Annotated in this window: 24 protein-coding genes and 5 pseudogenes; 11 read left to right on the forward strand and 18 right to left on the reverse strand. The window is 70.5% G+C overall.

Annotated elements, in window-relative coordinates:
• The first annotated feature begins 156 nt into the window (after positions 1 to 156).
• Positions 157 to 978, forward strand: a complete 822-nt coding sequence (locus AC38ZX_RS05450; RefSeq protein ID WP_426594874.1) for a DUF4097 family beta strand repeat-containing protein — start codon at positions 157 to 159, stop codon at positions 976 to 978.
• A gap of 87 nt (positions 979 to 1,065) precedes the next feature.
• On the forward strand, positions 1,066 to 1,590 hold the full coding sequence (locus AC38ZX_RS05455) for a PadR family transcriptional regulator (protein WP_491297309.1): 525 nt from the start codon (positions 1,066 to 1,068) through the stop codon (positions 1,588 to 1,590).
• Between the two features lie 20 nt (positions 1,591 to 1,610).
• On the opposite strand, the pseudogene AC38ZX_RS05460 reads toward AC38ZX_RS05455, so the two are convergent.
• Positions 1,611 to 2,194: pseudogene (locus AC38ZX_RS05460) on the reverse strand (GDSL-type esterase/lipase family protein).
• A 322-nt stretch (positions 2,195 to 2,516) separates the two neighbouring features.
• On the opposite strand from AC38ZX_RS05460, the gene AC38ZX_RS05465 reads away from it, so the two are divergent.
• A complete protein-coding gene (locus AC38ZX_RS05465; protein ID WP_426594877.1) occupies positions 2,517 to 3,473 on the forward strand; it encodes a GlxA family transcriptional regulator in 957 nt (318 codons plus the stop codon).
• Positions 3,474 to 3,531: 58 nt separating this feature from the next.
• Here the strand turns inward: AC38ZX_RS05465 and AC38ZX_RS05470 are convergent.
• From AC38ZX_RS05470 to AC38ZX_RS05480, 3 genes and pseudogenes are all read right to left on the reverse strand, one after another.
• Positions 3,532 to 7,355 (reverse strand): annotated as a pseudogene (locus AC38ZX_RS05470) (multifunctional oxoglutarate decarboxylase/oxoglutarate dehydrogenase thiamine pyrophosphate-binding subunit/dihydrolipoyllysine-residue succinyltransferase subunit).
• Between the two features lie 209 nt (positions 7,356 to 7,564).
• Positions 7,565 to 8,708: pseudogene (locus AC38ZX_RS05475) on the reverse strand (HAMP domain-containing sensor histidine kinase).
• Complete coding sequence (locus tag AC38ZX_RS05480) at positions 8,705 to 9,496, reverse strand: response regulator transcription factor (RefSeq protein WP_426594880.1); 792 nt, start codon at positions 9,494 to 9,496, stop codon at positions 8,705 to 8,707. Before AC38ZX_RS05480 ends, AC38ZX_RS05475 begins: the two are co-directional and overlap by 4 nt.
• A 223-nt stretch (positions 9,497 to 9,719) precedes the next feature.
• Between AC38ZX_RS05480 and AC38ZX_RS05485 the strand changes: the two genes are divergently transcribed.
• From AC38ZX_RS05485 to AC38ZX_RS05495, 3 genes are all read left to right on the forward strand, one after another.
• Entirely contained in the window at positions 9,720 to 11,042 is a 1,323-nt protein-coding gene (locus AC38ZX_RS05485; protein ID WP_426594881.1) for a hemolysin family protein, read from the forward strand.
• Positions 11,039 to 12,082 (forward strand): hemolysin family protein, encoded by a 1,044-nt coding sequence (locus AC38ZX_RS05490; protein WP_491296614.1) that lies wholly within the window; start codon positions 11,039 to 11,041, stop codon positions 12,080 to 12,082. Before AC38ZX_RS05485 ends, AC38ZX_RS05490 begins: the two co-directional genes overlap by 4 nt.
• A 1,651-nt stretch (positions 12,083 to 13,733) precedes the next feature.
• Complete coding sequence (locus AC38ZX_RS05495) at positions 13,734 to 14,165, forward strand: M15 family metallopeptidase (protein ID WP_491296616.1); 432 nt, start codon at positions 13,734 to 13,736, stop codon at positions 14,163 to 14,165.
• On the opposite strand, the gene AC38ZX_RS05500 is transcribed toward AC38ZX_RS05495, so the two are convergent.
• Complete coding sequence (locus tag AC38ZX_RS05500) at positions 14,153 to 15,124, reverse strand: aldose 1-epimerase family protein (RefSeq protein ID WP_491296617.1); 972 nt, start codon at positions 15,122 to 15,124, stop codon at positions 14,153 to 14,155. The two genes, AC38ZX_RS05495 and AC38ZX_RS05500, sit on opposite strands and share 13 nt — an antisense overlap.
• 196 nt (positions 15,125 to 15,320) lie before the next feature.
• Here AC38ZX_RS05500 and AC38ZX_RS05505 point away from each other — a divergent pair, with 196 nt between their 5' ends.
• The 3 genes and pseudogenes from AC38ZX_RS05505 to AC38ZX_RS05515 all read left to right on the forward strand — a co-directional run.
• Entirely contained in the window at positions 15,321 to 15,593 is a 273-nt protein-coding gene (locus tag AC38ZX_RS05505) for a hypothetical protein (protein ID WP_491296618.1), read from the forward strand.
• A 200-nt stretch (positions 15,594 to 15,793) separates the two neighbouring features.
• Positions 15,794 to 16,063, forward strand: coding sequence for a helix-turn-helix domain-containing protein (locus tag AC38ZX_RS05510; RefSeq protein WP_491296619.1), 270 nt, complete (start codon positions 15,794 to 15,796; stop codon positions 16,061 to 16,063).
• Positions 16,064 to 16,077: 14 nt separating this feature from the next.
• Positions 16,078 to 16,260, forward strand: a pseudogene (locus tag AC38ZX_RS05515) (BldC family transcriptional regulator); the annotation flags it as partial.
• A 657-nt stretch (positions 16,261 to 16,917) separates the two neighbouring features.
• Here AC38ZX_RS05515 and AC38ZX_RS05520 read toward each other — a convergent pair.
• From AC38ZX_RS05520 to AC38ZX_RS05580, 13 genes and pseudogenes are all read right to left on the reverse strand, one after another.
• Complete coding sequence (locus AC38ZX_RS05520; protein WP_491296620.1) at positions 16,918 to 17,427, reverse strand: hypothetical protein; 510 nt, start codon at positions 17,425 to 17,427, stop codon at positions 16,918 to 16,920.
• Positions 17,428 to 17,526: 99 nt separating this feature from the next.
• On the reverse strand, positions 17,527 to 17,766 hold the full coding sequence (locus AC38ZX_RS05525; protein ID WP_491296621.1) for a hypothetical protein: 240 nt from the start codon (positions 17,764 to 17,766) through the stop codon (positions 17,527 to 17,529).
• 157 nt (positions 17,767 to 17,923) lie between these two features.
• Entirely contained in the window at positions 17,924 to 19,048 is a 1,125-nt protein-coding gene (locus AC38ZX_RS05530; RefSeq protein ID WP_491296622.1) for a hypothetical protein, read from the reverse strand.
• Positions 19,049 to 19,334: 286 nt separating this feature from the next.
• On the reverse strand, positions 19,335 to 19,781 hold the full coding sequence (locus AC38ZX_RS05535; RefSeq protein WP_491296623.1) for a phage major capsid protein: 447 nt from the start codon (positions 19,779 to 19,781) through the stop codon (positions 19,335 to 19,337).
• A 146-nt stretch (positions 19,782 to 19,927) separates the two neighbouring features.
• Positions 19,928 to 20,344, reverse strand: a pseudogene (locus AC38ZX_RS05540) (phage major capsid protein); the annotation flags it as partial.
• Positions 20,244 to 20,666 (reverse strand): hypothetical protein, encoded by a 423-nt coding sequence (locus tag AC38ZX_RS05545; protein WP_491296624.1) that lies wholly within the window; start codon positions 20,664 to 20,666, stop codon positions 20,244 to 20,246. The gene AC38ZX_RS05545 and the pseudogene AC38ZX_RS05540, both read right to left, overlap by 101 nt.
• Before the next feature lie 226 nt (positions 20,667 to 20,892).
• Positions 20,893 to 21,168 carry a hypothetical protein gene (locus tag AC38ZX_RS05550; protein ID WP_491296625.1) on the reverse strand — a complete coding sequence of 92 codons (276 nt, stop codon included), beginning with the start codon at positions 21,166 to 21,168 and terminating at the stop codon, positions 20,893 to 20,895.
• Between the two features lie 88 nt (positions 21,169 to 21,256).
• On the reverse strand, positions 21,257 to 21,526 hold the full coding sequence (locus AC38ZX_RS05555; protein ID WP_491296626.1) for a hypothetical protein: 270 nt from the start codon (positions 21,524 to 21,526) through the stop codon (positions 21,257 to 21,259).
• A 228-nt stretch (positions 21,527 to 21,754) separates the two neighbouring features.
• Positions 21,755 to 21,976 carry a hypothetical protein gene (locus tag AC38ZX_RS05560; RefSeq protein ID WP_491296627.1) on the reverse strand — a complete coding sequence of 74 codons (222 nt, stop codon included), beginning with the start codon at positions 21,974 to 21,976 and terminating at the stop codon, positions 21,755 to 21,757.
• Complete coding sequence (locus AC38ZX_RS05565) at positions 21,973 to 22,182, reverse strand: hypothetical protein (RefSeq protein ID WP_491296628.1); 210 nt, start codon at positions 22,180 to 22,182, stop codon at positions 21,973 to 21,975. Before AC38ZX_RS05565 ends, AC38ZX_RS05560 begins: the two co-directional genes overlap by 4 nt.
• The gene (locus AC38ZX_RS05570; protein ID WP_491296629.1) at positions 22,179 to 22,880 is read right to left on the reverse strand and encodes a hypothetical protein; all 702 of its coding nucleotides are present in this window, start codon (positions 22,878 to 22,880) and stop codon (positions 22,179 to 22,181) included. Before AC38ZX_RS05570 ends, AC38ZX_RS05565 begins: the two co-directional genes overlap by 4 nt.
• Positions 22,880 to 23,071 (reverse strand): hypothetical protein, encoded by a 192-nt coding sequence (locus AC38ZX_RS05575; RefSeq protein WP_491296630.1) that lies wholly within the window; start codon positions 23,069 to 23,071, stop codon positions 22,880 to 22,882. Before AC38ZX_RS05575 ends, AC38ZX_RS05570 begins: the two co-directional genes overlap by 1 nt.
• Before the next feature lie 34 nt (positions 23,072 to 23,105).
• A complete protein-coding gene (locus tag AC38ZX_RS05580; protein WP_491296631.1) occupies positions 23,106 to 23,237 on the reverse strand; it encodes a helix-turn-helix transcriptional regulator in 132 nt (43 codons plus the stop codon).
• Positions 23,238 to 23,514: 277 nt separating this feature from the next.
• On the opposite strand from AC38ZX_RS05580, the gene AC38ZX_RS05585 reads away from it, so the two are divergent.
• Positions 23,515 to 23,646, forward strand: a complete 132-nt coding sequence (locus AC38ZX_RS05585) for a helix-turn-helix domain-containing protein (protein WP_491296632.1) — start codon at positions 23,515 to 23,517, stop codon at positions 23,644 to 23,646.
• Positions 23,647 to 23,661: 15 nt separating this feature from the next.
• A complete protein-coding gene (locus AC38ZX_RS05590) occupies positions 23,662 to 24,015 on the forward strand; it encodes a hypothetical protein (RefSeq protein WP_491296633.1) in 354 nt (117 codons plus the stop codon).
• Positions 24,016 to 24,120: the final 105 nt, after the last annotated feature.

Below are 24,120 nucleotides of genomic sequence, written 5' to 3' on the forward strand. Positions count from 1 at the left end.
TTCGCGTCCGAGCCCATCCGTCCGGCCGGGTCGCGACGACGAACCGGACGGGCGTCGCGCACCGCCGCCACTCCCGACCACGCTCCGGCTTGCCTTCTCGCAAGACGCGATATAACGTGTTTTCCGGAACGAGATATATCGCGAATGGAGAGCGTCATGGCAACCGAGTCATGGGTCGTCGCCGGCCCGCAGATCATCGAGATCGAGGCGATCAGCAGCCTGCAGGTCCAGCTGGCCGGGGGACGCGTCGACGTCGTCGCGCACGACGGGCCGGGCGCCCGCATCGAGGTGCACGCGGTCGACGGGCGCCCCCTGGAGATCACGCTGTCGGGCGGCGAGCTGCGCATCGGGTACCAGTTCACGCTCGGCGGCTGGGAGGGCTTCCTGGAGCGGATGCGCAACTTCCGCGGCAAGGACCGCGCGGACGTGCACATCGCCGTGCCGCGCGAGGTGCAGGCCCGGGTCGGCACGGTGAGCGCCGACGGCCTGCTCGCCGGGATCGTCGAGGATGCCTCGGTGTCCACGGTCTCGGGGACGCTCATCACCGACGGCACGCGCGGTCGGCTGGGCGCCAAGACCGTGTCCGGCGAGATCGTCGTGCGCGACCACAGCGGCGACCTGCGGCTCAACTCGGTGTCGGGCGAGCTGGCCGCGTCCGGCGAGCTCAGCCTGGTCCAGGCCAACTCCGTGTCCGGCTCGCTCACCCTCGACATCTACTCCGGTACGTCCAGCGTGACCGCCTCGACCGTCTCCGGTGACGTCACGGTCCGACTCCCGCAGGGCAAGGGCGTGCAGGTCAAGGCGCAGTCGGTGTCCGGGCGGCTCGTCGTGGACGGCGAGGAGTACAAGGGTTCGTCCCCGGGGCACCGCAAGCTGGACCTGCGCAACGGCGACGGCGCCTGCTTCGTGTCGGCCAGCACCGTCTCGGGGCACGTGACCGTCCTGCGCGGCTCCGGCGTCGCCGACGGGGTGGCCTGATGATGGCGCCGGTCTTCGCCCACGGACAAGCTGAGGCTCTACCTGCTGTCCCTGCTGGAGTCCGGGCCCAAGCACGGCTATGAGCTGATCACGGACCTCTCGGACCGGTTCGGCGGTACGTACCGCCCGAGCCCCGGCACCGTCTACCCGCGCCTGGCCCGGCTCGAGGAGGAGGGTCTGGTGGTGCGCGTCGACGAGGAGCGCAAGAGCACGTACGCGCTCACCGACGCCGGCCGCGCGGAACTCGAGGCGCGGCGCGGCGACCTCGCGTCGCTCGAGGAGGGGATCGCCGAGTCCGTCCGCGAACGCGCCGCCCAGGTGCGCGACGACGTCAGCGGCTCGATGCGAGGCCTGCGTGCGGATCTCGCGGCGGCCGCCCAGCGCGCCCGGGCCGAGGCCGTACCGCACGCGCCGTCGGGGGCGACGGATGCCCGGAGCGTCTCGCACGTGCGGCTCGTCGACGCCGAGGTGATGATCCAGCGGTTCCGCGACGAGATCCGCGCCGACCTGCGCAAGGCGAACGCGCAGGGCAAGGTCGAGCAGCTCACGGTCGACACGTTGCGGACCGTGCTCGACACGGCCCTGACGGCCGTGCGGGGGACGCTGCGTTGACCCTCTGGGACCCGTGGTGGTCAGGCGCCGTCGTCCGGCAGGCCGAGCCACGCGTGCCACCCGGTGTGCAGCACCAGCCACGCCATGAGCCCGTAGCCCGCCTGGCCGGGCAGCGTGCCGTCGCCGGCGGCGAGGTCGCCGAGCCACTGCTCGTGCGCGGCGAGCGGGGTGAACGTGTCGACGAACGGCACGCGACGCCGGGTGGCGACGTCGGCGAACGCCGCTGACAGGTCGCCCAGCTTCTCGCCGTCCGCCGTGCTCCCGGGAGGCGGCCCGACGACGAACGCGGGGATCCGGCGCTGCTCGGCCACGTCGAGGATGTTGGCCAGGTTGAGCCTGCTCCGGGCGAGCGACAGGCCCGCGGCGACGTCGGCGCGGCCGAGCGCGACGACCAGCCGGTTGTCGGCGTCGGGGGAGAACCTGCGCGTCACCTCGTCGTCCCACCGGGCGCCGAGGGCCGTGCTCGTCTCGCCGGGTACCGCGAGCGCCATGGCGACCAGCGGGTCCGGGGTGTGGGTCCGGGCGGCCACACGCCCCAGCCAGCCCAGGGCCTTAGGGTCGCCCGCGCCGGCCACGGCTCGTCGCCGACCACCGCCAACCTCAGCGGCAGCTTCGCCCACGTGCGTCACCTCTCGTCGTCCGACCGGTCGCGCGACCGTCACCGACGACCGCGCCCCCAGTGTCTCAGGGGACCGCGACGAGGCCCGGTTCATCGCCGGGCCTGTCGCATCCCGGCCCGGTCCGGCTCGAGGTCGTCAGGTTCCGACGACATCGTTGGTTGCGACTCACGATGTCGTCGGAACCTGACGATCTCGGCGCCCCGGGGCGGCTGGAGCTCGACCGTGGGAGCGTTAAGCCGGCCGTCGTGTGTGGCAGAAGTTGCTGAGGCGTTGACTTTCTGCCACACGGTTCCGCATGCTGGGGGGATGCTCCGGTCCGTCGCCGCCATCGTCCTGCCCAACGTCGCGCCCTTCGAGCTGGGGGTCGCCTGCGAGGTGTTCGGCATCGACCGCGCCGACACCGGCGGCCCGTCGTTCGACTTCGTCGTCTGCGCGGAGACGCCGGGCCTGGTGACCACGAAGGGCGGTCTGTACTCGATCACCGTCGACCACGGTCTCGACGCCACGGCGGACGTCGACCTGGTCATCGTCCCCGCGTACGGCGACACCGGGCCCGTCCCGCCGGCGGTGCTCGACGCCGTGCGGGCCGCCCACGAGCGCGGGGCGTGGGTGCTCAGCATCTGCAGCGGCGCGTTCGCGCTCGGAGAGGCCGGTCTGCTCGACGGTCGCCGGTGCACGACGCACTGGATGCACAGCGAGCACCTCCGCCGCCGGTTCCCGGCCGCGCAGATCGACCCGGCCGTGCTGTACGTCGACGACGACCGCGTGATCACGAGCGCCGGCACGGCGGCGGGCATCGACGCGTGCCTGCACCTGATCCGTCGCGAGCTCGGGGCCGCAGCGGCCTCCGCCGTGGCCCGCCGGATGGTCGTGCCGCCGCACCGCGACGGCGGTCAGGCGCAGTTCGTCGACACCCCGCTGCCCTGCGACGCCGACACGCTCGCGCCGCTGCTCGCGTGGATGGTGGAGAACCTCGAGACCGACCTGACCGTGCCGGACCTGGCCGCTCGCGCGTTCGTCTCGGAGCGCACGTTCGCCCGCCGGTTCCGGGCGGAGACCGGGACGACGCCCGCGGCGTGGGTCACCCGACAGCGGGTGGTGCGGGCGCAGGAGATGCTCGAACGATCGGACGCGAGCATCGAGGAGATCGCGCGGCTGTGCGGCTTCGGTACCGCGGCCGTTCTGCGGCACCACTTCGCTCGGACGCTCGGCACCAGCCCGCAGGCCTACCGGCGCACCTTCGCCCTGAGCCCGGTCGGCTGACGGAGGCCGGGCACGACGAAGGCCGCATCCCGGGCGGATGCGGCCTTCGTCGTGAAGATCAGCGCTGGAAGGCGGTCTGCACCAACGACGCCTGCTGGGCCGCGTGCTTCTTGGCGGAGCCGATGGCCGGCGACGCCGACTCCGGCCGGGAGACCACGCGCAGGGTGCGGCCGAGCAGCTGCGGCAGGTGCATGGACAGGAACGTCCACGGCCCCTGGTTGCCGGGCTCGTCCTGCACCCAGACCAGCTCGGCGTCCTGGAACGGCTCGATCGCGGCACGCGCCGCCTCGCCGTCCAGCGGGTAGAGCTGCTCGATGCGGACGATCGCGGTGTGCTCGTCACCGGACTTCACGCGCTCGGCGAGCAGGTCCCAGTAGACCTTGCCCGAGCAGAGCAGCACGCGGTCCACCTGGCCGGCCTTCGCGGCGGCGAGCTCGTCGCCGATCACGGTCCGGAACGTTCCCGACGTGAACTCCTCGATCGGCGACGAGGCGGCCTTGAGCCGCAGCATCGACTTCGGGGTGAACACGACGAGCGGCTTGCGCGGGCGGTCGTACGCCTGGCGACGCAGCAGGTGGAAGTGCGACGCGGGCGTCGACGGCTGCGCGATCACCATGTTGTCCTCGGCCGCGAGCTGCAGGAACCGCTCGATGCGGGCCGACGAGTGGTCGGGTCCCTGGCCCTCGTACCCGTGCGGAAGCAGCAGGACGACCGACGGCTCTGCGCCCACTTCTGCTCCGCCGACGAGATGAACTCGTCGATGATCGTCTGCGCTCCGTTGACGAAGTCGCCGAACTGGGCCTCCCACAGGACCAGCGCGTCGGGGCGCTCGACCGAGTAGCCGTACTCGAAGCCGAGGCAGGCGTACTCGGAGAGCGACGAGTCGTAGACCCAGAACTTCGCCTGGTCCGCCGACAGGTAGAGCAGCGGCGTCCACTCGGCACCGGTCTCACGGTCGTGCATGACCGCGTGGCGCTGGACGAAGGTGCCGCGGCGCGAGTCCTGCCCGGCGAGCCGGACGGGGGTGCCCTCCACCAGCAGCGAACCGAACGCGAGCAGCTCGCCGTAGCCCCAGTCGATGCCGCCGTCACGGGTCATCTGCTCGCGCTTGGCCAGCAGCTGTGCCAGCTTCGGGTGGACCGTGAAGCCCTCGGGCGGCCGCACGTGCGCCCGGCCGATCTTCTCGAGCGTGCCCGCGTCGACCGCGGTCTTCCAGCCGACCATCACGCCGGCGTCCTCGAGCTGCGACTCCGGCCGCTCCAGACCCTTGACCGCCTGGTCCGGCGGCGCGTAGCCGTCGTCGCGGGTCTCGGCGAACACGCGCTCGAGCTGGTTCTGGTAGTCCTGCAGCGCCTGCTCGGCGTCGGTGATCGTCAGGTCTCCGCGCGCCACGAGTGTCTCGGTGTAGAGCTTGCGCACCGAGCGCTTGGCCTCGATGAGGTTGTACATGAGCGGCTGGGTCATCGAGGGGTCGTCGCCCTCGTTGTGGCCGCGGCGGCGGTAGCAGACCATGTCGATGATGACGTCGCGGTCAAACTGCTCGCGGTACTCGAACGCCAGCTCGGCCACGCGGACGCACGCCTCGGGGTCGTCGCCGTTCACGTGGAAGATCGGCACCTGCAGACCCTTGGCCACGTCGGTCGCGTACTGCGAGGAGCGTGACGACGAGGGCCCGGTGGTGAAGCCGACCTGGTTGTTGATGATGACGTGGATCGTGCCGCCGGTGCGGTACCCGCGCAGCTGCGCCAGGTTGAGCGTCTCGAAGACGACGCCCTGGCCGGCGAAGGCCGCGTCACCGTGGATCAGGATCGGCAGCACCGAGAACCCGTCGCCACCCAGGTCGATCCGGTCCTGCTTGGCGCGCACGATGCCCTCGAGCACCGGGTTCACGGCCTCCAGGTGCGACGGGTTCGCGGCCAGGTAGACCGACGTCGTCGCGCCGGACTCGGCGACGAACGTGCCCTCGGTGCCCAGGTGGTACTTCACGTCGCCCGAGCCCTGGACCGACTTCGGGTCCTGGTTGCCCTCGAACTCGCGGAAGATCTGCGCGTAGGACTTGCCGGCGATGTTGGCCAGGATGTTCAGGCGCCCGCGGTGGGCCATCCCGATGCCGACCTCGTCGAGACCGTTGTTGGCCGCCTTGGACAGGATCGCGTCGAGCAGCGCGATGACCGACTCGCCGCCCTCGAGCGAGAACCGCTTCTGGCCGACGTACTTGGTCTGCAGGAACGTCTCGAACGCCTCGGCCGAGTTCAGGCGGCGCAGGATGCGCAGCTGGTCCTCGCGGGGGGTGCGCGAATACCCGGACTCCAGGCGCTCCTGCAGCCAGCGACGCTGGCGCGGGTCCTGCAGGTGCATGTACTCCGACCCGACGGTCCGGCAGTACGAGTCGCGCAGCAGGCCGAGCACCTCGCGCAGCTTGGCGCGCGGCTTGCCGGTGAACCCGCCGGTCGGGAACGTGCGGTCCAGGTCCCAGAGCGTCAGCCCGTGCGTCTGCACGTCCAGGTCGGGGTGCTTGCGCTGGCGGTAGGCGAGCGGGTCCGTGTCGGCCATGAGGTGGCCGCGCGACCGGTAGGAGTGGATCACTTCCGCGATGCGGGCCGGCTTGATCGCCTCGCCGTCCGGGTCGTTGGACTCGCGGACCCAGCGCACGGGCTCGTACGGCACCCGCAGCGCGGCGAACACGCGGTCGTAGTAGCCGTCCTCGCCGAGCAGCTTGCGGCCGATGATGCGCAGGAAGTCGCCCGACTGCGCGCCCTGGATGATGCGGTGGTCGTACGTCGAGGTGAGCGTGAGCACCTTGGAGACGCCGATCTTGTTCAGCGCCTCCTCGGAGGTGCCCGCGAACTCGGCCGGGTAGTCCATGGCGCCGACGCCGACGATCGTGCCCTGCCCCTGCATCAGGCGAGGGACCGAGTGCACGGTGCCGATGGTGCCGGGGTTGGTCAGCGAGATCGTCGTGTGCGCGAAGTCGTCGACGGTCAGCTTGTTGCCGCGCGCACGGCGCACGACGTCCTCGTACGCGGCCCAGAAGCCGGCGAAGTCGAGGGTCTCGCACTTCTTGATCGACGGGACGAGCAGCTGGCGCGTTCCGTCCGGCTTGGCCAGGTCGATCGCGATGCCGACGTTGACGTGCGCGGGCGTCAGGACGCTCGGCTTGTCGTCGACGACCGTGTAGGAGGCGTTCATCGCCGGCATCTCGGCCAGCGCCTCCACCATCGCGAACCCGATGAGGTGCGTGAACGAGATCTTCCCGCCGCGACCGCGGGCGAGGTGGTTGTTGATGACGATGCGGTTGTCGACCATCAGCTTGGCGGCCACCGCGCGCACCGAGGTGGCGGTGGGGACCTCGAGGGAGGCCTCCATGTTGGTGACCACGCGGGCGGCGGGTCCGCGGAGCTTCTGGATGTCGTCGGCGGCCTCGTCGACCGCGTCGTCCTCGTGCTGGGGGCGCTGCGCGACCTCGGCGTAGGGGGCCGTCGACGGCTGGGCGGTCGCGATCGGGGAGGTCGTGGTGGGCGGCTCGACGAACGACGCCGGGGCGGCGTGCGCGCCCTGCGGTCGCGGCGGCGGGATCTGCGCGGGCGCGACGAGCGGGGTCGGCTGGGCGTGGACCGGGGCGGGCGCGGGAGCCGGGGCGGTGGCAGCTGCGCCGTTGGTGGGTGCCGGCGACGTCGCGGAGCCGTTGGCCGCCGTGCCGTTCGTGGAGGCGGGAGCGCCGTTCGTGGTGGCCTCGTCGGGCTTGTAGCCCTCGAAGAAGTCCCACCACGCGGGGTCGACCGCGTTCTTGTCCTTCAGGTACTGCTCGTACAGCTCGTCCACGAGCCACTCGTTCGCACCGAAGACGGCGCGCGCCGAGTCCGGATCGGCCTTCTGGGTCACGCTGGGATCGCCCACTTCCGCTGCGGTCCGTGACCGCGTCTGTGCCGGTTCACATGCTTGTGCACATGCTGCAATCTGTCGATGACAACACTACGGCCTGGAGGCCTTCCGACCTGCTTCTGGACGCCCCGACGGACCAGATCCGCACGCGTCTTCACCTCGCTGACACAGCCGGGTCAACGCGGGGCAACGGGGCAGTTCGGGGGACCTCAAGCCGAGGTTGTCGGCGGGCCTGCGAGGTCATGCTTGTACCCATCCCCGCGAACGGTGTGAACGGGGACGATTCCTCCCTGGTGGGCGGGCAGCGTGACGCGCATGGTGCAGCCGACGTCGGAGTCCGCCACCTCGATGCGCCCGCCGTGCAGGTCGACCGCCCAGCGCACGATCGCGAGGCCCAGGCCGGTCCCGCCCGTGGATCCCTGACCGGTCAGCGCCGGGCTGTTCCCGCGCACGAACCGCTCGAAGACGTGCGCCCGCTGGTCCCGCGCGATGCCCGGCCCGTGGTCGACGACGTCGATCCGGACCTCGCCACCGACCACGGAGGCCTCGAGACGCACCTCGTCGTCCTCGGGCGAGTGCCGCACGGCGTTGTGCAGCAGGTTGGCGACGACCTGGTGCAGCCGGTCCGGGTCGGCCGGGACGGTGAGGTCCTCGGGGACGACGACCACCGGGAACCTCAGGTGCTTGGCCGCGCCCACCAGCAACGCGCCCTCGGCAGCCTCCTCCAGGAAGTCGCGCAGGCGCAGGTCGGTGATCTCGAGGGTGACGTCGCCGGCCTCGAGCCGCGAGAGGTCGAGCAGGTAGGTGACCAGCCGACCCAGGCGCTCGGTCTGCGCGAGCGCGGCCTGCATGGTGACGGGATCGGGCTCGCTGACGCCGTCGACGATGTTCTCCAGCTGCGCCTGCAGGGCCGTCACCGGGGTGCGCAGCTCGTGCGAGACGTTGGCGACGAGCGCGGCGGAACGTGTCGGCCTGCTCGAGGTCGTCGGCCATGGTGTTGAACGCGCTGGCCAGCTGACCGACCTCGTCCAGGCTCGTGGCCTGCACACGCTGGCTGTAGTCGCCGGCCGCCATCCGGCGCGCAGCGGACGTCATCTCGCGCAGCGGGGAGGTCATCCCGCGGGCCAGGAGCTGGGTCACGACGAGGGCCCCGATGATGGCGATCGGCAACGTACGTGTGGGTCCGAGGTGGAAGTACGTCAGGCCGATCCACGTGATGAACGCCGCGGCGACGACGGTGGCAGCGACCAGGATGCCGAGCTTGATCTTGATCGAGCGGAACCGGTCGAGCGGCCGCACGTCGGGGATCCGCGGGCGGGCGAGCTCGCCGCGGACGTGCCGCGGTGCGTTCACGCGCCCTGGGTCGCCGCGTCGCCGGCGGCTGTGCCTCCCGGGCCGCCGTCGATCGGCTCGAAGGCGTAGCCGACGCCGTGGACCGTGCGGATGAGGTCGGGGCCCAGCTTGCGGCGCAGCGCCTTGATGTGGGAGTCGACCGTGCGCGTCCCGCTGGCGTCCACCCAGTCCCACACCTCGGCGAGCAGGCGCTCGCGGGTCAGGACCGTGCGCGGCGAGGCGGCCAGCGCGAGCAGCAGGTCGAACTCGGTGGGCGTCAGATGCACCTCGGTCTCGCCCCGCGTCACCCGGCGCTGGGCCCGGTCGACGGTGACGTCACCGAACACCAGCGGGGGATCGGGTTGTTCGGCGGCGGCCATCTCGACCGCCCGCGCGGCCCGCTCGGTGCGGCGCAGCAGGGCCTTGGTGCGGGCGACGAGCTCGCGCATCGAGAACGGCTTGGTCATGTAGTCGTCCGCGCCGACGCCCAGCCCGATCAGCATGTCGGTCTCGTCGTCGCGCGCGGTGAGCATGAGCACCGGGACGGGGCGCTCCGCCTGGATCCGGCGGCACACCTCGAGCCCGTCGATGCCGGGCAGCATCACGTCCAGCACCACCACGTCCGGCCGCAGGCGGCTCGCGGCCGCGACGCCCGCCAGCCCGTCTCCCGCCGACTCCACCGTCCAGCCCTCCGCGGAGAGCCGGTGCACGATCGCCTGCGCGATCGCCGGTTCGTCCTCCACGACGAGGACCGTCGTGGAAGCACCGGCGCCGGGTGCCGTCGTTGGCCCACCGTTCACGTTCACCATGCCGTCAGCGTGGCACACGGCGCGACGAATGACGCTGCACCCTCGCCGCCCGGCTCTGCGCGGCGCAGGGCCGCGCCCGTATGATGTGGCGCACCATGAGCAGCTGAAAAGGCTGCCGGCGCCTCCACCGGTACAGACCCGACGGAGACCTTGCCGGCCACTTCCCCTGTCCTGTCGACGCCGGCCACCCGGTCGACGTCGAGCCTCACTCGAGGGCGACCGCGTGACCGCCGAATGGCTTCTCGTCGCGTTGGGTGTGCTCCTCACGCTCGGTACCGCCGTGTTCGTCGCCAGTGAGTTCTCCCTGGTCACGCTCGACCCGGGCGTCGTCGAGAAGCAGACGTCCCCGGACGACCGGCGCAGCCAGTCGGTCCTGAAGGCGCTGCGTCGGCTGTCCACCGAGCTGTCCGGCGCGCAGGTGGGCATCACGCTCACCACGATCCTGCTCGGCTACACCACCCAGCCGGCCGTCGTCCGGCTGCTGCGCATCCCGCTGGAGGGGTCCGCGCTCGGCGCGGTGGTGGGGGGTGTCGTCGCGGCGCTGATCGCGATCGTGCTGGTCAACGGCTTCTCGATGGTCGTCGGTGAGCTGATCCCGAAGAACCTGGCCATCAGCCGCCCGCTGGCCACCGCGCGTTCCGTGGCCCCCTTGCAACGGGCCTTCACCAGCGCGCTGCGACCACTGATCACGTTCTTCAACGGCAGCGCCAACGCGTTGCTGCGGCGGGTCGGTGTCGAGCCGCGCGAGGAGCTGTCCGGCGGCCGGTCGCCGCAGGAACTCGCCGCGCTCGTCCGGCGTTCCGCCGAGGTGGGCACGCTCGACGAGTCGACCGCGACCCTGCTGACCAACTCGATCGACTTCACGGAGCTGACGGCCGTCGACGTGATGACCGACCGGCTGCGCCTCGTGGTGGTCAGCCGGGGCGACTCCGCGGCCGACGTCATCGAGCTGTCCCGGCGGACCGGGCACTCCCGCTTCCCGGTGATCGGCGACGACAGCGACGACATCGTCGGTCTGGTCCACCTGCGCCGCGCGATCGGGGTCCCGTTCGAGCGTCGCGCGAACGTTCCCGCGGGCGCGCTCATGGTCGAGGCGCCGCAGGTGCCCGAGACCGTGCACCTCGGCCCGCTGCTGGTCGGGCTGCGGGAGCAGGGCCTGCAGATGGCCGTCGTCGTCGACGAGTACGGCGGGACCTCGGGTGTCGTCACGCTCGAGGACGTGATCGAGGAGCTGGTGGGTGACGTGGCCGACGAGCACGACCGGCGTCGCGCGCTGACGGCCCGGACGGCCGACGGGTCGTGGCTCCTGCCCGGAGTCCTGCGCCCGGACGAGCTGACCGAGCAGACCGGTCTGGCCGTACCGGGGGACGGGCCGTACGAGACGCTCGGTGGCCTGCTCATGTTCGAGCTGGGCCGAATTCCCGTCGAGGGTGACGAGGTCACCGTCGCGGGCGTGCGGCTGCGGGTCGACGCCATGGCCGGGCGGCGCGTCGAGCGCGTGGCCGTGTCGGAGGTCGCCGTGCCCGACGAGGAGGCCGACCGATGAGCGCCGGACTGGCCCTCACGCTCGCGGCCCTCCTGCTGGCCGCCAACGCGTTCTTCGTCGGCGCCGAGTTCGCGATCATCTCCGCGCGCCGATCGTCGATCGAGCCGCTCGCTCGCGCGGGCAACCGGCGGGCCGCGACCGTCGTGTGGGCGATGGAGCACGTCTCGCTCATGCTCGCGTGCGCCCAGCTCGGCATCACCGTCTGCTCGACGAGCCTCGGTGTCGTGGCCGAGCCCGCGATCGCGCACGCCATCGCCGCTCCGCTCGAGTCGTGGGGCGTGGGCCCGGACATGGTGCACGTCATCGCGTTCGTCGTCGCGCTCGCGATCGTCGTCTACCTGCACGTCGTGCTCGGCGAGATGGTGCCCAAGAACCTCGCCGTGGCCGGTCCGGACCGCGCGGTCCTCCTGTTCGGTCCGCCCTTGGTGTGGATCGCGCGGCTGGTCCGGCCCGTCATCTCGGTGCTCAACTGGCTCGCCAACCACGGGTTGCGGTTGGTGGGCGTCGAGCCGAAGGACGAGGTGGCGTCGGCGTTCACGGCGCAGGAGGTGCACTCGATCGTCGAGCGGTCGCAGGCGGAAGGCCTTCTCGACGACGACCAGGGGCTGCTGACGGGCGCTATCGAGTTCTCGGACCGGACCGCCGCCGACGTGATGATCGCGCCCGACGGGCTGGTCACCGTCGGGTCGGGGAGCACGCCCGAGGAGATCGAGCGTCTCGTGGCCAAGACAGGGTTCAGCCGGTTCCCGGTGCTCGACGCCGGGGGTGTTCCCACGGGCTACCTGCACCTCAAGGACGTGCTGTACGCCCAGGGCGCCGACCGCGGCGAGCCGGTACCGGTCTGGCGTGTCCGGCAGCTGGCCGTGGTCGGTCCGGACGATGAGGTCGAGGAGGCGCTGGTCGTCATGCAGCGCTCCGGGTCGCACGTCGCCCGCGTCGATCGCGACGGCGCGACCGTAGGCGTCGTTTTCCTGGAGGACATCTTGGAAGAGCTCGTCGGCGAGGTCCGGGACGCGATGCAGCGGGACCAGTTGTCCTGATCGGGGGCATTCTCGGGCGAGTCGTTCAGCGTGTTGTCCGGGATTGTCCCGATCCGTGGACTGGACATCCGTCCAGGGACTTGGATGCCTCGTCGGCACCCGTTATGGTTTCGTGACCGCGCGTTGCACGCTCGAACGGCCGCGGGACAAATCGACAACGCACGGTGGACGGGAGGTGTCGTGGGATCGCACAGCGTCGGGCCGGACACCGCACCGCCCACGCGCCGCGGCCTCCGTGAGGCCGAGCGGACGACGACCGGTCCCGCGCCCGATGTACCGTCCGCCGGGACCCGGCCGGGTTCGCACCCGTCGGACCCGTACTCGTCGGACCCGCGCTCGCCGGTCTCTGTGCACAGCGGGCCGACGCCGTCTGTCGCCGCCCGCGGTGTCTTCGGCGGTCCGGTGCCTGTGCCGGCTGATGACGCCCACGGCGTCCAGGAGCCCACCGCCCCGGTGACGCGGTACGTGTCGCGCCCGTCGGCCGAGCCCGCCGTCGCCACGACGGTCCGTCCGATGGTCGGCCGGAGTGCGCCGGCCACGCAGCCGAACTCGGTCACGCGTGTCTCGCCTCCGGTGTCGCAGGCGATGCCGTCTCCTGCGTCGCAGGCCATCCCGGCGACGCCCGCGAGCGGTCGTCGAGCCGTCCGCACCGCGACGGCACGATCCGCGCAAGCAGCCCCGCCCCCTGCCGTCGCCGAGGCAGCGTCGTCCGGGCCGTCGACGGCTCACGCGGACGGCGCCGTCACCTCTCGGCGGGCCGCCCGTGCTGCTCAGGCCGACGAGGCCGGTGCGGGTGCACCCGCTCCGGTGCGCCGCGCGCGGCCCCGGGCGCAGTCGACCGTGGCGATCCCCGTGCTGCCGGACCAGGTGTCGCCGGCCGCGGCATCCACCGTCGACGAGCCCTTTGCGATCGCGCGGACCGACGCTTCGCACGAGAACGTCGCTGGAGCGCCGGACCCGGTTGCCCCGACGGTGCCGGCTGTCGTGTCGCCGACCCCGGGACGCCCGAGGAGCGTCCTGGTCGCGCACTCGGTGGCGGTCCCGTCGGCACCGTCGAAGCCTCAGGCTGCAGCGTCGGCGAGCGTGACCTGGTCTCCCGTCGCGGACCTCGCACCGACCGCGGACCTCGCACCGACCGCGGACCTGACACCGGCCACGGACCTCGCACCTGGCGACGGGGCTGAGCCCGCCGCGCAGCGGTCGAGCCACGTGGTGCGGACGGTCAGCGCCGTCGAGGAGACGGCGATCGTGCCGGTCGTCACGGCGACTGGGCCCACCCCGTGGAGCTCGCCGACACCGGTGAGGTGGCCACGACCCCGGCGCCGGGGCCGCTCGCACACCGCGGCTCCCCCCGACGGGCGGGTCGGACGACGCGGGTTGCGGCGCGGCTGGGGGTGCTCGGCGTCCTCGCCGGCATCACCGTGGCCATCCCGGTGAGCCAGGGCCTCGTGCCGACGCCGGTGGCCTACGGCTCGGACGCGCTCGCGGACTCCACGCTGCCCAGCACGGTGACGGCACTGTCGGGCTCGGGCTGTCCGACCTGCCGCCGGCGTCACTCGTCTCTGCCGCCGGTGGGCTGGCGGCGCGCGTCGACACCACAGGTGCCAGCCGCAACGACACCCGCTCGAGCCTGGCGGGCTGTGACGGCTCGGTGCGCGACGCCGGCGTCAACGGCCAGCTCAAGGCCGTCGACCTGTGCACGCTCTGGGACAACCACACGCAGCTGCGCGCCGACGCCGCCGTGTCGCTGGCCGAGTTCAACGAGGCGTTCGCGGCCCGGTTCGGCGCCGACCTCTGCCTGAGCTCGGGTTACCGCACGCTCGCGGAGCAGCGCGCGGTCAAGGCGGAGAAGGGCGGCCTCGCGGCGGCGCCCGGCAAGAGCAACCACGGCTGGGGTCTGGCGGTCGACCTGTGCCAGGACCAGACGTCCGGGGTGAAGTGGGCCTGGCTCAACGAGAACGGCCCGGCGTACGGCTGGGCCAACCCGGCCTGGGCGCAGCCGGGCGGCAGCGGCCCCTACGAGCGGTGGCACTGGGAGTACACGAAGGCCGTGAAGGCCGACGGCGAGTACTACGACGGCTGACCGGCCCGTCGGCCCGCGGGTGCGGACCGCCGAGCCTCGCCGTCAGACGAGCTGGAGTCCCAGGTGCAGTCCCGGCTCTCGCCCGGTGCCAGCTGGATCAGGTTCTCGCCCGTGCGGAACGCGTCCGCGATGCAGGTCATCGGCTCCACGGCGACACCACGACGCTTGATGGCCGCCACGAAGTCGCCCGTGCACACCTGCCAGGCCTGGAAGCCGGCGTCGGCCCACATCGCCACGGTGCGTCCGTCGGTCCCCCCGAAGCGCACCCACGTCAGCCCGTCCTCGTCGCGCACGGGCTGCACCCACGCGTCGTCGAGCGCGATCCCGCGCAGCGAGGTCGCCACGCGCAGGTCGTAGCGGCCGGTCAGCGCCTCCGTGCCGGTGGGCAGCAGCCGCGTGTCGACGGTGACGTGCCGGGTGGCGTCGACCTGCAGCGTGGTCTCGTCGACCGGAGCGTCGCCCGGTGACAGCCACGGGTGGAAGCCGAGCCCGAACGGAGCGGTCGAGGTGCCGAGGTTGGTGACGTCGGTGGTCACACGCAGGCCGTCGACCGTGAGGCCGTAGGTCACGCGCAGACGGACGGGCCACGGGTACCCGTGCGTGGGCACGACGACGTGCTCGAGGGTGACCGCGGAGGCGCTCTCGTCGAGGGTGCTGAACGTCGTGTGGGCGACCAGGCCGTGCAGGGCGGTCTGCCGGTCGTGCTCGTTGAGCGGAACGTCGTAGGTCACGTCCTCGAACCGGAACTCGCCGTCGCGCAGCCGGTTGGGCCACGGCGCGAGGACCGTTCCGGAGAACGCCGGCGCCATCGCGTGCTCGCCGTACGGGAGGACTACGTCCCGCCCGCCGACGGTGTACTCGCGCAGGCTGGCCCCGACGGCTGCGACCACGGCGCGCTGGTCGCCGAGCTCGAGGACGTGCTGACGGCCGGTCGGGAGAGGTGGGGGAGTCGATGTCACCCGCCCACGCTAGTGCGCCCGCGGGCCTTCTCGCGTCCGACCCGTATCGGCGAGACGGGTGAACGGCGGTGCTTCTGTGGACAACGGGCTGCGGGATGCAGGTCGAATCCCCTAGGGTTCCCGCCAACGCATATTCGGACAATGACGGATGAATCGGGCACTGTGACCGACGGGCAGGGGGCGCCAGGTGGACAGTGTGGCGATCCTCGAGACGGAGGTCCGCGAGCTGATCCGGCGCCGGGGGATGGACCCCGTGCGGGACCGGCCGGGTGTCGTCGCCCTCGTCGCGGACGTCATCGCCGACTACGACGAGCGGTCGGTGGTCGGCGCGGTCCCGCCCCTGATCGATCCCGTGGCGGCGCACAAGGCCGTGCTCGACGCGGTGGCCGGTCTGGGACCTCTGCAGCGTTACCTCGACGATCCCGAGGTCGAGGAGATCTGGATCAACTCGCCCCGGAGCGTTGGCTAGCGATGGTCATTGTTGGAAAGAGCCTCTGACCTGGCCATATGCCCCGCGCGAGCGTTGGCTGTAGTTGGTTGCCGCTGACCGTCCTGCGGACTGTCTGCGGACTGGGATCCGATGTCGGACCTCTCAAGTAAGAAGCGGCCAGGCCCGATGTGTCAGCACCGGGCCCGGCCTAGGTGAACCACTGATCAGGAGTGATCCCCATGGAAAGAAGCATGACAGCGCCGTCAGATACGTCGGACGTCGCACGCCAGGTCAACCTCGCCGTTGGCGCCGCGGTGGCGCAGACGATTCGCGAGAGCGGACGAACCCAGGCCTCGGTGGCCGATGAGATCGGCATGCGGCGCGACGGGCTCAACAAGCGCCTGAACGGCCGCGGCGGCTTCGATGTCATTGACCTCTTGCGCCTTCACGACGCGCTCGGAGCCGAGTTCGCCGACCTCCTGCCGACGTGGATGGGTGGCCGGCGGTGAGCGACGCGATCTCCATGTTCCCGGAGTACACGCCGCTGCTCACGCCGGGCGAGGTCGCCACGTTGTTCCACGTCGACCCCAAGACCGTCACGCGGTGGGCCCAGGAAGGCAAGATCTCGGCCGTCCGGACCCTCGGCGGCCACAGGCGATTCTTCGCGACTGAGGTGCGCGACCTCGTTGCGATGCCGCGACAGAAGGAGGTCGGAGCCGAGCCCGTCGCCGTGCAGCTCGAGCCCATGAAGCCCGAGCCGGTCGAACCGTTTGACCTCGAACGCACCATCGTCATTGTCGCGGTCGAACGGGCCATCAAGGTCGGCGAGACGCTCGCCGATGTCGCGGCACGGCTGCGCATGGCGGTGCCGAACCTGCACCGCGTGCTCGTGGCCGCAGGCCGCGGGGATCTGTGGGCGGCCCTGCCGCGCTCAGGCACCCAGAGCACCGGCGTCATCCCGGCCGCAGTGATCGACCGCGACTGACAGGAGGACCGACGGCACCCCTGGCCACATCACGAGCTGACCGTGGCCGGGGGTGTCGGGTCGTCCGTTCGGCCAGGGACGCTGGAGAGGGCTTCTCGGCGCTTCAGGGCCGCGCGAACGAACCGCAGCGTGAACTCGGCCGGCGGGACCAGCTGCTCTACCGATGAGGTCAACCGCACGCTGGCGACGCCGGCGATGGCCGATGGTTGAAAGTCTCGCTCGAGCACGCCGAGCGACGCCCAAGTCCGCCCGTGCGCGAGTCCGCTTTCAACCCTCCAGACGAGTTCGGCGGTGTCTGGCTTCTGCCCCAAGTGCTCAGAGGCCGTCCGCACAACCACCCGATAAGACCATCGCCCATCGAGCGACCGCTCGTCGGGTTTAAGCGAGCGGATCTGGCCCTGAACCTCCGCTGGAGTTCGCCTCGATGCTGGCTTCAATTTGTGGAAGCTCGGCAGCGTTTGCGCTCTCTGTTGCGTCGTGCAGGGCCATCTTCAGTCGGCGATACCGACGCTCGAGGGGGTCGTCGGGGCCCAACAGCCACACCGCGGTCGCGGCATTCTCGAGCGCGGCACGGAGCAGGGTGTGCGGCGCCCAAGGCTGGGTCCTTTGTGCGTCTTGAAGCATCGACCGGAACGCCTCCAGGTGGTCGAGGGCGATGCCTACCGCGAAGGCAGCTGCGTGAGACAGGTGGTAGGGGTCGGTCGCCTTGTCGTCCTGAGCGAGCGCTGACAACAGCGCTGGGACTGTGGGTCGCTTGTCCGCAACGCGGTCGTGCAGGGACGCAATTTCGCCCATGACCGCAACCGGGTCGAGTGGGTTCGGCGCGGCGTGCTTCTGGGCGAGCCACTCAAACGCCGGTGACGACCCCTTCCAGAGTCGTGCGTCCACGCGTCTCGGGGCTCTCGGTCGGTCGTCGCTCACATGGAAGGACGCTACGGTGAGCGACCGCGCCGCGTGCCCGAACGGTGTGAAACAAGTCCAGCGCCCTCAGCGCGCCCTCCCACCAGCGGCCCGCAGTACACGGACCGCGGTCCGATCCGACACGACCGTCGACACCGCCGTGGCGCCGGCGAGGATCACGTCGCCGATCGCCCGGATGTCGTCCGGGTGCAGCCGTGTCGTGCCGCCAGGCCCGGTCCCGTTCGGATAGACCTGCGACCCGCGCGGGAGGTTCACGACCTCAGGGCCGCGCTCACCGACCATCGCCAGACCACCAGGAGCGAACATCGTGCCGTTCGCGAACCCAGGGATCTTCGGGATGCCGAAGGACTTGCCGCCGATGCCAGGAACCCAACCGGGGATCGAGAAGTTGATGCCGCCGACCGTCGAGTTCCACAGGTGCGCGATCTGGGTGAACGCGTACCTGTACGGAGCCAGGATCGCCTCACCGACGCCCTTGAACGCGTCGCCGATGCGACCTGGGATCGCCTTGAAGAAGCCGAGGATGTCGTCCCAGTGGCTCTTGATGAACAGGGCCGCAAGGCCGATCGGGCCGGTGAGGATCGCGAGCAGCAGGGGCCAGTTCGCCTTGACCCAGGTGACGACGTTGGAGACGGCGTTGCCGATCCACTTGAACGCGTCCAGGAAGAACGTCTTGAAGCTGGCGACGTTGTTCCACAGGTACAGGAAGCCGGCCACGAGCCCGACGATGGCTAGCGCGACCAGCCCTATCGGGTTGGCGTCCATCGCGGCGTTGAGCAGCGAGCGTGACGGTCCAGATCTTCACGGCCGCGATCACGGCCCCGATCCCGACCAAGAGGGGTCCGAGCCACTGGGTGTTCTTTGAGATCCAGTCGACGACCTTGAGGCCGACGGTGGTGAGGTTCTGCAGGATCGGCAGGAGCTTCGAGCCAACGGTCTCCTGGAGCTCGCCGAACTGGTTGCCGAGGATCGCGGCCTGACCGGCCGCGGTCTTGCCCTCTTCTTCGGCGAATCCGCCGATCTTGTCGCGCATCAGCTTGGTGATGTTGGTGAAGTCGGTGGCGGAGTCGCCCGTCGACTTGTAGCTGATGCCGATGTTCTTGAGTGCCTTGGCGTTCCCTAGCAGGGCCTTGCCGACGTCCTGGGCGGCGCCGGGGATGTCCTTGCCGGTCTTGTCCGCGTAGTCGAGCAGCAGCGGGGTGACCTGCTCGAGCTGCTTGCCGGTGAGGTCGAACTGCGCGAGGACGGCCTGGCCCGACGCGATGTTGTCGTCGTCGAACTTGGTCTTCTTCTGCAGCGCCGTGTTCAGGTCGTCGAGCTTCTTCTGGCTCGTGTCGGCGGTCTTGGGGAACTTCTCGAGCGCGAACTGGAGCTGCTTCTGCGACTCCTGGGCATCGGAGTACGCCTTGACCGAGTCGGTGCCGAACTTGATGGCGGCCGCGCCGAGGGCGGCGGCCCCCAGCACGCCCGCGGTCTTCCACTTGTCGAACTTGCCGCCGGCGACCTGAGTGGCGTCGCCGACGTTCTTGATCTTCGCCGAGGCGCGGTCGTTCGCGAGGATGTCGAAGATGAGATTGGAGTTCGCCACGAGGGCCACCTTTCAAGTTGAGGGGGTGGCCCCACCCGGGCCGCGTTGGCGGTTCCCCGGGTGGGGCCCTGTCGAGGCGCTGGGCGGGTCTCTGCAGCCGAAGGGGCCGCTCTCCGTCCATCGATCCCCGCCGGTCTGCGTGAGAGCCGACCAGGGTGACGTTGACGCCTGGCCTACGAGTGCTCGGTGTCGCCGGTGTCCGGTGCGGGTCCACGCTCGGAGATCCAGACCTCCGCCAGGGCGGACAGGCTCCCGGGGGTCGGGATCTCGAGCTTGATCTGCACGGTCACGCGCCCTTGATTGCGCGGTAGGCGGCGAACGCCTTCGGCCGTGCGAGGCCCACGTCGCCCCTCCAGTGCGCGACGATCCCGATCTGCCCGGTGTTGGCGTAGGCTCGCGCAGCACCTGCAGCGTCAGACCGAGTCGCTGGCCGATGAGGAAGCTTGCTCCAGTCACCGACGAACAGGTCCGTCGCCGTGCTGGTCATGGTGCCCTGGGTGTACGAGGGGACCTGGTTCGACGTGAACTCCTGCAGGTCCGCAACAGCCTTCGGTCGCGCGAGCGGCTGGCCCGTGGTGTCAGTGGCCTTCGCGTACAGGCGGGCGAGCTTCGTGCCCCAGATGAACGCGTTGGGGTCCTCGTTGCCGTCCAGCACCGTGTAGATGGTGTCCAGGACCTCGCCCCAGAACGTGGCCGGGGTCTGCGTGGTGCCGTTCGTCGCGGCGCCGAGCACGTTCGCGGACGCCTGTGCGAGCAGGCCGGCCAGGAGACCCGTCGGGTTCGGGGCCCCCAGCTGATCGACCCCGACCCCGAGGTGATCCCGCCGTAAAGCGAGACCAGGTCGAGCTTGAGCGCGAGGGCCTTGGCGATCGCGTCGGTGACCAGCTGCTCAGAGTTGCCCGCGTCCTGGAACCACTCCATCGACCCGACGACCTGGACGCTCAGCGTCTTGGCCGTCAGCGTCACGTTGTCGAGCGTGACGTCGCTTGCGGTCACGGTGGAACCCTCAGTGCGGAACGCCGCCGTCGGGTCGCCCGTCAGGCGCCCGACCTTCACGGTGCCCGCCTCCATCGGCACGATCTGCGCGCCGGCCTTGAGCACCGCCGAGTGGTTGCGGGCCAGGTCGATGACCTGCCCAGCCCAGGCGGTCGGCACGACGGCCGAGGTGCCCGTGGTGGTCAGTGCGCGCACCAGCTCACCGAGGTTGCCGTACTGCCCGATCGTCGCGGCCTCCTGCGCCGCGATCCGCGAGCTTTTCCGCCCGGACCACCTCGTGGTCGGCGAACCGCTGGCCACGGGCGAGGACCGCAGAGCGGCCGTCGGAACGGACCCACCCCGAGCCGTCGGTCTGGTCAGGCTCCGAGTGCAGCTGCGAAGCGGAGCCGCCGACCTGGAGCGAGCCCCAGCGGTCGCGCTGCTCGGCGAGGGCGGCCTGGCGGATCAGGGTGTCGTTCTCGTCGTCGATCTCTCGCTTGAGCTCGCGGCCTTCCTTGTCGAGCGCGTTCCAGCGGGTCTTCTCGTCCCTGTTGAGCTCGCGGCCGCCGGCGTCGTTGTGGATCTCGCGCATCTCGTCGCCGATCGCCTCGTGCCGATCGCGCATGAGCTTGATGTCTCGCATGGGTGTCACCTGTCTACGAAGAGGATTCCGGCGCGACGTGTGCGCGCGCGGCTAAGCGCTATGGACGGCCCTTCGGGCCTGACCAGCGACTTCCTCTCGGCGTCCAGCGAGTGGCTACGGCCCAGGCGAAGTGGGCTGGTCCTGCCAGCTGACTCCCTGAGGCGTACCGGCTCGTGGTCCGGGACAAGTGCTGGTGCGATTCTACCAAGAAAGTATCCCTATACGGTCACGATTCGGTCACTAACAGGTCACGAAAGTCGGGATCGCTTCCGGTGTTCAGCCACTTGAAGGTCGTCCACCCGACGACCGCGCCGGCCCAGAGGAGCTCGACGATGGTGGGGTCGCTCTCACGCGGCCGCATCCGCATCCCCGGCTCGATGGCGGCCAGCAGCTCGCACTCTGCGCGACGCTCCGGGCTCATCGCCTCGAGCGCTGCCGTGGCGAACTGCACGATCCGGGCGTTGAGCTCGTCCAGGGAGTCGGGGGTCGTGGGGTCGGACATGGGGTTCCTCCTGTTGTTTTCTCTTCGGGGGGATATGGCCTGACACTGGGAGTCAGGGGGCTGAAACGCTGGAAAGGAATCGGGCCCTCTACGGGCGTGGCTCGACCCGGCCGTCGGCGTAGTACCGAGTGCCGTCAAACCACTCGTAGTAGTCGAGGTCCGCGTCGGTGCGACCGTGCCTGCGGTCGCCGCGGAGCCTGTTGCCCTTGCGTGCACCTGCCGCTCGGTTGCACCTGTTGGCATGCTCGGGCCCGCTGTAGACGCTGCGGTCGTCGTCGTCGTGGCCGAGGTCGAAGGGTTCGTCCGGCGTGATCACCTCACCGCAGCGCGCGCACGTGAGGAAGCCGTCGACTTCCATCTGCTTGACGTACTGCGCTCGGGAAGCTTCTGGTGAGGCCACCCGTACCCCTTGCCGGTGGTCGTCATCGGAGCGCCCCGTTCCTTGGTGAGGCAAAACTCGCCCCGACCCCGGTGTCAGGCCTCTCTATCCACAGCGCTTTCCCACGCGATGTGGCACCGGGCGCGTTGTGTGCGTGTGTCTGACACTGGGGGTCAGACGTACTGCCCCCACCAGGAACCGCGCCCCTCATCGCTGCCCCCGACGCGTCACGGCACCCCACGCGGCGCCGTCGATCACGGCCTTGACCTCAACGAAGCTCTGGGTCCGCTGCAGGGCGGTGGCGCCGCAGGACGGGCACGTGAACCGGATGAACCCGATGCAGCCCTTGAGGAAGGTCGGGGTGGGCGCTGGGCATCCGTGGCGGTGTGTCATGCCGTGCTCGACGATCTCGGGTCGGGTGTCGCTCATGCTCGGCACCTCGGCTCGAGCGTGCGCATCATCGCCGTGAAGCCAGCCTGGTCGTACTGGCTCAGCAGGCAGGCCATCGTGATCAGCGTCTGGCGGAACTCGCCGTGGTCCATCGCGTCGATGACTTCCACGGAGGCTTCTGGTTCGTCGTCGAGGCCACGAGCGATCGCGACGGCGAGGCGGTTGCGTTCGAGGTAGATGCTCATGCGGCTCCTGCTTTCACGTGTCGGGCGGCGAGGATGACTGCCTGCCGGGTGGTGGCGGTGGGGTGGAAGGACCGGGCTGCAGCCAAGGCCAGCTCTTGGGCTTCGGGGCCGGCGCGCTCGAGGATCTGGTGGGCAGCGGCGTACTTCTCATCGGTCTCGTCGATCGATGCGCCCTGGTGAGACTCACCTAGGGAGATGAGTTGTCCTCCGCTTGGTTCCTCATGTGGTTCCTCAGTACTCATACGGCCTAGGTCTGGCCTGTACTGGCTGACAGGTTTCGCCTGTACTGGCGGTACAGGGTTGGCCTGTTGTGGCAGTACAGGTTTCGCCTGTACTGGGTGGTCGAGCAGGAGGTCGTAGCGCTGCACTCGGGTGCCCTGGCGAGCTCGGCCAACGGGTCGGATCGCACCCGCCTTGACGAGTGCTCGGGTGGCCGCCTCGACCGCGACGAAGGCGGTGTGACGCACGCGGCGCGCTTCCTTCGCCTGGTCGCTGTCGTCGTCCACGGAGGGCTCTGCAGGCACGAGGCGGCCGAGGCCTACAGCGAGCGCCTCGCGGCCACCGAAGTACTGGCGGGCGGGCGTGCCCTCGGTCGCCGTGTCGAGCGCCGTCACGGCCATGATGGTGAGCAGCCGGAAGGGACGATCGCCTAGGTGACCCCAGTTGGCGATCGCGAGCTTCACGTTGCTCGCGCCCATCAGTCAGTGCCGGCCAGCGCGGCGACGTCCTGGCGCACGAGGACGACGGTCGCGGCGCACCCGCGCTCGCGTGCACGCCCCACGGCTCGGTCGGCCGCGTGGATGTTCACGTACGGGCGAGTCAGGATCGAGCCGTCAGGCCGCTTCGTCAGCACGAGGACAGCCAGGCGGCCGCGGATGATCGCGTACACCTCGACCGTCGAGAAGCTCGATGCCCACGGCCGGTCAGGCGCTCTGCTCAGCGCGTGCAGCCGTGATCCACGCCTCGACGTCCTCGACGGCGTACAGCACGCGCCTGCCGACCTTGAAACTCTTCGGGCCCGTGCCGACGTGGCGCCAGTAGCGGACGGTCTCCACAGGAGCATGGAGTACTTCGGCGAGGCTCGGCACTGGTCATGAACCGTCCCATGGACTCTTCCTTCCGGAGGTTGCGAACTGCTCGATAGGAAGATCCTCCCCGACACGGCATTGCCAACGCAAGCCAACACGGCTACTGTGGGTTCCGCTTAGGAATGGAGACGAGATGCCCAGACCCAACCGGCCGCGAGCCGTTCTCGCGGAAGCGCACCTTGCGCAGCGGATCGCTGCGGAGCGCGATGCTCGGAGATGGACCAACGACGGCCTCGCGAAGCGCATGACCGATGCCGGCTGCGCGATGACCGGCTCGGCGATCTTCAAGATTGAGAAGGGCGAGCCACCGCGCCGCATCGTCGTCGACGAACTCGTCGCCTTCGCCGAGGTCTTTGGTGTGCCCGTCCAGGAGTGACTTCTGCCGCCGGAAGTGGCCGCACGCAAAGAACTGGCTCGGCTGGTTGGCGCATGGGCGGCTGCCACCGCTGCCGCTGCGAAAGCCGATGCAGAGCGCGAGGCCACCTGGGCGGCAATGCGTGCCTATGTGGCGGCCGACGACACCATCGACGACACGGTGACCGAGTTGCTCGAGGGTTGGGGCACCTCGACCTATGGCGATGACCTCGGGAAGGTCGCGGCCGCACAGACTAAGGCCCTGCTCACGTTCGCACCTTCGGACTGGGCGGCATTCCGCGCCGTAGCGGGGTTCCCTGCCGACGCTCTGGAAGGCGCCACTCAGAAGGAGCTCTACGAGGCAGTAGGGGGGGACGACGGCGATGGCTAGCATCACGAAGCGCCCGGACGGCGTCTGGCGTGCGCGCTACCGGGATACCGCCGGCAAGGAGCACTCAAAGCACTTCGCCCGGAAGGTCGACGGCCAGCGGTGGCT

The organism is Cellulomonas sp. McL0606 (genome assembly GCF_058248365.1).

Bases quoted from the DNA above. Each gene is read 5' to 3' on its own strand.
- AC38ZX_RS05565 (WP_491296628.1), bottom strand. From the start codon at position 22,182: ATGAGCATCTACCTCGAACGCAACCGCCTCGCCGTCGCGATCGCTCGT.
- AC38ZX_RS05480 (WP_426594880.1), bottom strand. From the start codon at position 9,496: ATGGTGAACGTGAACGGTGGGCCAACGACGGCACCCGGCGCCGGTGCT.
- AC38ZX_RS05510 (WP_491296619.1), top strand. From the start codon at position 15,794: ATGGAAAGAAGCATGACAGCGCCGTCAGATACGTCGGACGTCGCACGC.
- AC38ZX_RS05465 (WP_426594877.1), top strand. From the start codon at position 2,517: ATGCTCCGGTCCGTCGCCGCCATCGTCCTGCCCAACGTCGCGCCCTTC.
- AC38ZX_RS05560 (WP_491296627.1), bottom strand. From the start codon at position 21,976: ATGAGCGACACCCGACCCGAGATCGTCGAGCACGGCATGACACACCGC.
- AC38ZX_RS05570 (WP_491296629.1), bottom strand. From the start codon at position 22,880: ATGGGCGCGAGCAACGTGAAGCTCGCGATCGCCAACTGGGGTCACCTA.
- AC38ZX_RS05555 (WP_491296626.1), bottom strand. From the start codon at position 21,526: ATGGAAGTCGACGGCTTCCTCACGTGCGCGCGCTGCGGTGAGGTGATC.
- AC38ZX_RS05550 (WP_491296625.1), bottom strand. From the start codon at position 21,168: ATGTCCGACCCCACGACCCCCGACTCCCTGGACGAGCTCAACGCCCGG.
- AC38ZX_RS05490 (WP_491296614.1), top strand. From the start codon at position 11,039: ATGAGCGCCGGACTGGCCCTCACGCTCGCGGCCCTCCTGCTGGCCGCC.
- AC38ZX_RS05545 (WP_491296624.1), bottom strand. From the start codon at position 20,666: ATGCGAGACATCAAGCTCATGCGCGATCGGCACGAGGCGATCGGCGAC.
- AC38ZX_RS05450 (WP_426594874.1), top strand. From the start codon at position 157: ATGGCAACCGAGTCATGGGTCGTCGCCGGCCCGCAGATCATCGAGATC.
- AC38ZX_RS05525 (WP_491296621.1), bottom strand. From the start codon at position 17,766: ATGTTCGCTCCTGGTGGTCTGGCGATGGTCGGTGAGCGCGGCCCTGAG.
- AC38ZX_RS05585 (WP_491296632.1), top strand. From the start codon at position 23,515: ATGACCGATGCCGGCTGCGCGATGACCGGCTCGGCGATCTTCAAGATT.